Here is a 6,182-nt window from a genome sequence, read left to right as displayed (position 1 = left end):
GGAAGAAGGCCTGCGCTTCGCCATCCGTGAAGGCGGTCGTACCGTCGGCGCCGGCGTCGTGGCCAAGATCATCGCCTGATCGATCCAATAACAAGAAGGAACTGACATGTCCAAGCAAAAGATCCGCATCCGCCTGAAGGCGTTTGACTACAAGCTGATCGACCAGTCCGCTGCCGAGATCGTTGACACCGCAAAGCGCACCGGCGCCATCGTCAAGGGCCCCGTGCCCCTGCCGACGCGCATGAAGCGCTTCGACATCCTGCGCTCGCCGCACGTCAACAAGACCAGCCGCGACCAGCTCGAAATCCGCACGCACCAGCGTCTGATGGACATCGTGGACCCCACCGACAAGACGGTTGACGCCCTGATGAAGCTCGACCTGCCAGCCGGCGTGGACGTCGAAATCAAGCTGCAGTAATGATCCCTTCCTGGCGGGCCTGCCCGCCAGGTTTTGGTCTCGTATAACGCGAACTTGCTTGCAAAAGCAGTTCGCGTTATACTTTAGGGCTTCGCTTTATTTGCGTGCGCTTTTGTGCATGCGGATTCATAGGTGCACCTTGCCCAGGCAAGGTGCGCGGGCGAAGTTTTAATAACCCTCTTTCATGCACGCGAGTGCAACGCCGCAGCCAATTGAAGTTGCGGCGGTGGAAGTTTTGGAGAAACAAATGAGTCTGAGCAACTCCCTCGGGTTGCTGGGTCGCAAGGTGGGCATGATGCGTCTGTTCACCGATGACGGGGACGCAGTGCCTGTCACGGTGGTGGATGTGTCCAACAACCGCGTAACCCAGATCAAAACCCAAGAGAACGATGGCTACGTGGCCCTGCAGGTCACGTTCGGTTCGCGCAAAGCATCGCGTGTGACCAAGCCAGAAGCCGGCCACCTTGCCAAGGCAGGTGTCGAAGCCGGTGAAATCATCCAGGAATTCCGCGTGACCGCCGATACCGCTGCCCAGTACCAAGCTGGCGCATCGGTGGCTGTGACGTCCGTGTTCTCCGTGGGTCAGAAGGTCGACGTGCAAGGCACCTCGATCGGTAAAGGCTACGCCGGTACCATCAAACGCCACAACATGAGCTCGCAACGCGCGTCGCACGGTAACAGCCGTTCGCACAACGTTCCCGGCTCCATCGGTATGGCGCAGGATCCAGGCCGTGTGTTCCCTGGCAAGCGGATGACGGGCCACCTCGGCGATGTCACCAAGACCACGCAGAACCTCGATGTGATCCGCATCGACGAAGCGCGTCAACTGCTCTTGATCAAGGGCGCTATTCCGGGCTCCAAGGGTGGGTTCGTGACGGTGCGTCCAGCGATCAAGGCCAAAGCCTCCAAAGGAGCGAACTAATGCAGCTCGAACTCCTGAATGACCAAGGCCAGGGCGCATCCAAGCTGGATGTTCCTGAAACCGTGTTCGGTCGTGAATACAACGAAGATCTGGTTCACCAGATCGTGGTGGCTTACCAAGCCAACGCACGCCAAGGCACTCGCGCTCAGAAGGACCGCGAGCAAGTCCGTCACTCGACCAAGAAGCCTTTCAAGCAAAAGGGTACGGGTAACGCACGTGCAGGTATGACCTCGTCGCCACTGTGGCGCGGGGGCGGTCGGATTTTCCCGAACCTGCCAGAAGAAAACTTCACGCAAAAGATCAACAAGAAGATGTACCGCGCCGGCATGTCTGCGATCCTGTCGCAGCTGGCCCGCGAAGGCCGTCTGGCGGTGGTCGACTCCCTGAAGCTTGACTCGCCCAAGACCAAGGTCCTGGCCGACAAGTTCAAGGCGATGAACCTGCAATCGGTGATGGTGATCTCCGAGGAAGTGGACGAAAACCTGTATCTGGCTTCGCGCAATCTGGTGAACGTGCTCGTCGTCGAGCCGCGTTACGCCGATCCCGTGTCGCTGGTCCGTTTCAAGAAAGTGCTCGTCACCAAGGGTGCAATCGACAAACTCAAGGAGATGTTCGCATGAGCACACTCAAGTTTGACGAAGGTCGTCTGATGCAAGTGCTGGTCGCTCCCATCGTGTCCGAAAAGGCCACCATGGTTGCCGAGAAGTCCAATGCTGTGACGTTCAAGGTGCTGCAGAACGCTACCAAGCCAGAAATCAAGGCCGCTGTGGAATTGATGTTCAAGGTCGAGGTCAAGGGCGTTTCCGTGGTGAACACCAAAGGCAAGACCAAGCGCTTCGGCAAGACCGTGGGCCGCCGCGACAACGTTCGCAAGGCATACGTCACGCTGCAGCCAGGTCAAGAGCTGAACCTGTCTGGGGAGGCTGCTTAATCATGGCCGTTATCAAGATGAAACCCACTTCGCCCGGCCAACGTGCCGTGGTGAAGGTCACGCGTGACCACCTGTACAAGGGTGAAGCGTACGCCCCCCTGCTGGAACCCCAGTTCCAGAAGGCCGGCCGTAACAACAACGGTCACATCACCACCCGCCACAAGGGCGGTGGTCACAAGCATCACTACCGTGTGGTGGACTTCAAGCGCAACAAGGACGGCATTCCGGCCAAGGTTGAGCGCATCGAGTACGACCCGAACCGTACGGCCCACATCGCTCTGGTGTGCTATGCCGACGGCGAGCGCCGCTACATCATCGCTCCCCGCAACCTGGAAGTGGGCGCAACCCTGCTGTCCGGTTCGGAAGCGCCGATCCGCGCTGGCAACACGCTGCCTATCCGCAACATCCCCGTGGGTTCGACCATCCACTGCATCGAGCTCAAGCCCGGTGCCGGTGCGCAGATCGCCCGCTCGGCTGGTGCTTCGGCAACCCTGCTGGCCCGCGAAGGCACCTACGCCCAAGTGCGCATGCGCTCGGGTGAAGTGCGCAAGATCCACATCGAATGCCGCGCCACCATTGGCGAAGTGGCCAACGAAGAACACAGCCTGCGCCAACTGGGCAAGGCCGGTGTGAAGCGCTGGATGGGTATTCGTCCTACGGTTCGCGGCGTGGCCATGAACCCGGTGGATCACCCTCACGGTGGTGGCGAAGGCCGCACCGGCGAAGGCCGCCATGCAGTCGATCCTTGGGGCAATCTGACCAAGGGTTATCGCACCCGTAACAACAAGCGCACACAGATCATGATCGTGTCGCGTCGCAAGAAGTAAGGGGTAACAGATGACTCGCTCTCTCAAAAAGGGTCCATTTGTTGACCATCACTTGCTGGCCAAGGTCGAAAAGGCCGTTGCCACCAAGGATAAGAAGCCAGTGAAGACCTGGTCGCGCCGCTCCATGGTTCTGCCCGATTTCATCGGTCTGACCATCGCCGTGCACAACGGCAAGCAGCACGTACCTGTGTACGTTACCGACCAGATGGTGGGCCACAAGCTGGGCGAATTCGCCCTGACGCGCACCTTCAAGGGCCACCCCGCGGACAAAAAAGTCCAGAAGAAATAAGGAACGACCATGTCTGAAACACGTGCAGTCCTCCGGGGCGTCCGTCTGTCGGTCGACAAAGGCCGTCTGGTCGCTGATCTGATCCGCGGCAAGAAGGTGGATCAGGCTCTGAACATCCTGAACTTCACGCAGAAAAAAGCTGCGGGAATCGTCAAGAAGGTTCTGGAGTCCGCCATCGCCAACGCTGAGCACAACGACGGCGCCGACATCGACGAACTGAAGGTCAAGACCATCTACGTCGAACAAGGCACCACGCTCAAGCGCTTCACCGCGCGCGCCAAAGGCCGCGGCAACCGCATCAGCAAGCCCACGTGCCATGTGTACGTGACGGTTGGCAACTAAAGGCTCGGAAGACTATGGGACAAAAAATCCATCCTACCGGCTTCCGCCTTGCGGTCAGCCGCAACTGGTCCAGCCGTTGGTACGCCAGCAACCGCGACTTCGCGGGCATGCTGGCCGAAGACATCAAGGTGCGCGAGTACCTGAAGGCCAAGCTGAAGAACGCCGCCGTGTCGCGCATCCTGATCGAGCGCCCCGCCAAGAACGCCCGCATCACCATTTACTCGGCACGTCCGGGCGTGGTGATCGGCAAGAAGGGTGAAGATATCGAGAACCTCAAGAAGGAACTCGCTGCTCGCCTGGGCGTGCCCGTCGCAGTGAACATCGAAGAAGTGCGCAAGCCCGAAATCGATGCCAAGCTGATCGCCGACAGCATCACGCAACAGCTCGAAAAGCGGATCATGTTCCGCCGCGCCATGAAGCGCGCCATGCAGAACGCCATGCGTCTGGGTGCCCAGGGCATCAAGATCATGTCGTCCGGCCGTCTGAACGGTATCGAAATCGCTCGCTGCGAGTGGTACCGTGAAGGCCGCGTGCCACTTCACACGCTGCGCGCCGACATCGACTACGGCACCTCCGAAGCCAAGACCACCTACGGTGTGATCGGCGTCAAGGTCTGGGTCTACAAGGGCGATACGCTGGGTCGTAACGACCTGCCTGCCGTGGAAACCCCACGTCCAGACGAAGAACGCCGCCCACGCGGTCCACGCCGTGATGGCCGCCCAGGTGGCGACCGTCCAGGTGCTGGCCGTGGAGGCCCACGTCGTCCAGCCGGTGTGAACACCGGCCCGGCCGACGGCAGCGACAAGCCAGCGGAAGCTGGTGGCGCTGATAACACCGCCGTTAAGCGCGTACGCAAAGTCGCCGCGCCCGCTACAGCAGCGGACGGAAAAGGAGAATAAGTATGCTGCAACCTGCTCGCCGCAAATACCGCAAGGAGCAAAAGGGCCGTAACACTGGTGTTGCAACGCGGGGTGCCTCCGTTGCTTTCGGTGATTTCGGTCTGAAGTGCACCGACCGTGGCCGTCTGACGGCCCGCCAGATCGAGGCTGCACGCCGTGCAATCTCCCGTCACGTGAAGCGTGGCGGCCGCATCTGGATCCGCGTGTTCCCGGACAAGCCAATCTCTACCAAGCCCGCAGAAGTGCGTATGGGTAACGGTAAGGGCAACCCCGAGTACTACGTGGCCGAAATCCAGCCCGGCAAGATCGTGTTCGAGATCGTCGGCGTGCCCGAAGAACTGGCCCGTGAAGCGTTCCGCCTGGCTGCCGCCAAGCTGCCGCTGCGCACCACGTTCGTCAGCCGCCACATTGGCTCGTAATTCAGGAGAACAAGCAATGAAGACTACTGAACTGCGCCAAAAAGACGTTGCCGGCATCGAAAGCGAAATCAAGGCTCTGCAGAAGGCCCACTTCGGCCTGCGCATGCAGAAGGCGACCCAGCAGTTGGCCAACACCAACACGCTGCGCACCACCCGCCGCGACATCGCCCGTGCAAAAACCATCCTTGCTGAAAAGCAAGCCGCCAAGTAAGGAGCCGACATGACGGAAGCTAAAAAATCCCTCAAGCGCACCTTGATTGGCAAGGTGGTCAGCGACAAGCGCCAAAAGACCGTGACCGTGCTGATCGAGCGCCGTGTGAAGCACGAGCTCTACGGCAAGATCGTGGGCAAGTCGAGCAAGTACCACGCCCATGATGAAAATGGCGAGTACAAGCTGGGCGACGTGATCGAAATCACCGAGAGCCGTCCGCTCTCCAAGACCAAGAACTGGGTTGCCACCCGCTTGGTGCAAAAGGCCGGCCTGCTCTAAGCCCTCCCGGCTTGTTGGCAGCACTGCCCTCCAAAACGACCCACAATGTGGGTCGTTTTGCTTTTGGGGGTCGCATTTTGTGTGCGGCGCCCGGGGCATGCGGATACATACCTACCAACAACCCTAGGAGAGATCAATGATCAAAGTCGGTGACACCCTGCCTGCCAGCACCCTGATGGAATACTCGGAAGTCGAGGGCGAGGGCTGCTCCATTGGCCCGAACCCCGTGCCGGTGGACAAGGCTACGGCAGGCAAGACCATTGCGCTGTTCGCGCTGCCCGGCGCCTTCACGCCCACCTGCTCGGCCAAGCATGTGCCCGGCTACCTGGAAAAGGCCGCCGAGTTCAAGGCGGCGGGCGTCGATGAAATCTGGTGCGTGAGCGTGAACGACGCGTTCGTGATGGGCGCCTGGGCGCGCGACCAGAAGACCGACGGCAAGGTGCGCATGCTCGGTGACGGCGACGCCACCTTCGCCAAGGCCACTGGCCTGACGCTGGACCTCAACGGCAAGGGCCTGGGCCTGCGCAGCAACCGCTACTCGATGCTGGTGCGCGACGGCAAGGTCGTCACCCTCAACATCGAAGCCCCGGGCAAGTTCGAAGTCAGCGACGCGGCGACCCTGCTGGCCCAGGCCAAGGCCTGATT

The 6,182-nt window shown here is 60.4% G+C and carries 13 protein-coding genes; all 13 read left to right on the top strand.

Features of this window, described 5'->3' with window-relative positions; translation table 11 throughout:
* On the top strand, positions 1-79 hold a 79-nt coding region (locus AC07PF_RS32235; protein ID WP_290575830.1), incomplete at its 5' end, for an EF-Tu C-terminal domain-related protein.
* Positions 80-106: 27 nt separating this feature from the next.
* Positions 107-418 (top strand): 30S ribosomal protein S10, encoded by a 312-nt coding sequence (gene rpsJ, locus AC07PF_RS32230; protein WP_005796953.1) that lies wholly within the window; start codon positions 107-109, stop codon positions 416-418.
* A 247-nt stretch (positions 419-665) separates the two neighbouring features.
* Complete coding sequence (gene rplC / locus AC07PF_RS32225; RefSeq protein ID WP_007847818.1) at positions 666-1,340, top strand: 50S ribosomal protein L3; 675 nt, start codon at positions 666-668, stop codon at positions 1,338-1,340.
* Positions 1,340-1,960, top strand: a complete 621-nt coding sequence (gene rplD, locus AC07PF_RS32220; protein WP_007847817.1) for a 50S ribosomal protein L4 — start codon at positions 1,340-1,342, stop codon at positions 1,958-1,960. The genes rplC and rplD overlap by 1 nt, the downstream gene beginning before the upstream one ends.
* Positions 1,957-2,271, top strand: coding sequence for a 50S ribosomal protein L23 (rplW, locus tag AC07PF_RS32215; RefSeq protein WP_007847815.1), 315 nt, complete (start codon positions 1,957-1,959; stop codon positions 2,269-2,271). Before rplD ends, rplW begins: the two co-directional genes overlap by 4 nt.
* A gap of 2 nt (positions 2,272-2,273) precedes the next feature.
* A complete protein-coding gene (rplB, locus tag AC07PF_RS32210; RefSeq protein WP_007847814.1) occupies positions 2,274-3,098 on the top strand; it encodes a 50S ribosomal protein L2 in 825 nt (274 codons plus the stop codon).
* A 10-nt stretch (positions 3,099-3,108) separates the two neighbouring features.
* Positions 3,109-3,387: a 30S ribosomal protein S19 gene (gene rpsS / locus AC07PF_RS32205; RefSeq protein ID WP_007847809.1), complete on the top strand. Its 279-nt coding sequence runs from the start codon at positions 3,109-3,111 to the stop codon at positions 3,385-3,387.
* 9 nt (positions 3,388-3,396) lie between these two features.
* On the top strand, positions 3,397-3,729 hold the full coding sequence (gene rplV, locus AC07PF_RS32200; RefSeq protein WP_007847806.1) for a 50S ribosomal protein L22: 333 nt from the start codon (positions 3,397-3,399) through the stop codon (positions 3,727-3,729).
* 14 nt (positions 3,730-3,743) lie between these two features.
* Positions 3,744-4,628: a 30S ribosomal protein S3 gene (rpsC, locus tag AC07PF_RS32195; RefSeq protein ID WP_007847801.1), complete on the top strand. Its 885-nt coding sequence runs from the start codon at positions 3,744-3,746 to the stop codon at positions 4,626-4,628.
* Between the two features lie 2 nt (positions 4,629-4,630).
* The gene (gene rplP, locus AC07PF_RS32190; protein WP_007847799.1) at positions 4,631-5,047 is read left to right on the top strand and encodes a 50S ribosomal protein L16; all 417 of its coding nucleotides are present in this window, start codon (positions 4,631-4,633) and stop codon (positions 5,045-5,047) included.
* 16 nt (positions 5,048-5,063) lie between these two features.
* A complete protein-coding gene (gene rpmC, locus AC07PF_RS32185) occupies positions 5,064-5,258 on the top strand; it encodes a 50S ribosomal protein L29 (protein WP_007847797.1) in 195 nt (64 codons plus the stop codon).
* A 9-nt stretch (positions 5,259-5,267) separates the two neighbouring features.
* Entirely contained in the window at positions 5,268-5,537 is a 270-nt protein-coding gene (rpsQ, locus tag AC07PF_RS32180) for a 30S ribosomal protein S17 (RefSeq protein WP_007847796.1), read from the top strand.
* 136 nt (positions 5,538-5,673) lie between these two features.
* Complete coding sequence (locus tag AC07PF_RS32175) at positions 5,674-6,180, top strand: peroxiredoxin (protein ID WP_007847795.1); 507 nt, start codon at positions 5,674-5,676, stop codon at positions 6,178-6,180.
* The last annotated feature ends 2 nt before the right edge of the window (positions 6,181-6,182 follow it).

Source organism: Acidovorax sp. GW821-FHT10A04 (assembly GCF_059415825.1).
Note: the sequence above shows the minus strand (reverse complement) of the source record. Positions and strands in the feature narration are given on the sequence as shown.

Coding starts and splice junctions, on each gene's coding strand:
- rpmC (WP_007847797.1), top strand. CDS start 5,064: ATGAAGACTACTGAACTGCGCCAAAAAGACGTTGCCGGCATCGAAAGC.
- AC07PF_RS32175 (WP_007847795.1), top strand. CDS start 5,674: ATGATCAAAGTCGGTGACACCCTGCCTGCCAGCACCCTGATGGAATAC.
- rpsJ (WP_005796953.1), top strand. CDS start 107: ATGTCCAAGCAAAAGATCCGCATCCGCCTGAAGGCGTTTGACTACAAG.
- rpsS (WP_007847809.1), top strand. CDS start 3,109: ATGACTCGCTCTCTCAAAAAGGGTCCATTTGTTGACCATCACTTGCTG.
- rplP (WP_007847799.1), top strand. CDS start 4,631: ATGCTGCAACCTGCTCGCCGCAAATACCGCAAGGAGCAAAAGGGCCGT.
- rplB (WP_007847814.1), top strand. CDS start 2,274: ATGGCCGTTATCAAGATGAAACCCACTTCGCCCGGCCAACGTGCCGTG.
- rpsC (WP_007847801.1), top strand. CDS start 3,744: ATGGGACAAAAAATCCATCCTACCGGCTTCCGCCTTGCGGTCAGCCGC.
- rplD (WP_007847817.1), top strand. CDS start 1,340: ATGCAGCTCGAACTCCTGAATGACCAAGGCCAGGGCGCATCCAAGCTG.
- rplV (WP_007847806.1), top strand. CDS start 3,397: ATGTCTGAAACACGTGCAGTCCTCCGGGGCGTCCGTCTGTCGGTCGAC.
- rplC (WP_007847818.1), top strand. CDS start 666: ATGAGTCTGAGCAACTCCCTCGGGTTGCTGGGTCGCAAGGTGGGCATG.
- rpsQ (WP_007847796.1), top strand. CDS start 5,268: ATGACGGAAGCTAAAAAATCCCTCAAGCGCACCTTGATTGGCAAGGTG.
- rplW (WP_007847815.1), top strand. CDS start 1,957: ATGAGCACACTCAAGTTTGACGAAGGTCGTCTGATGCAAGTGCTGGTC.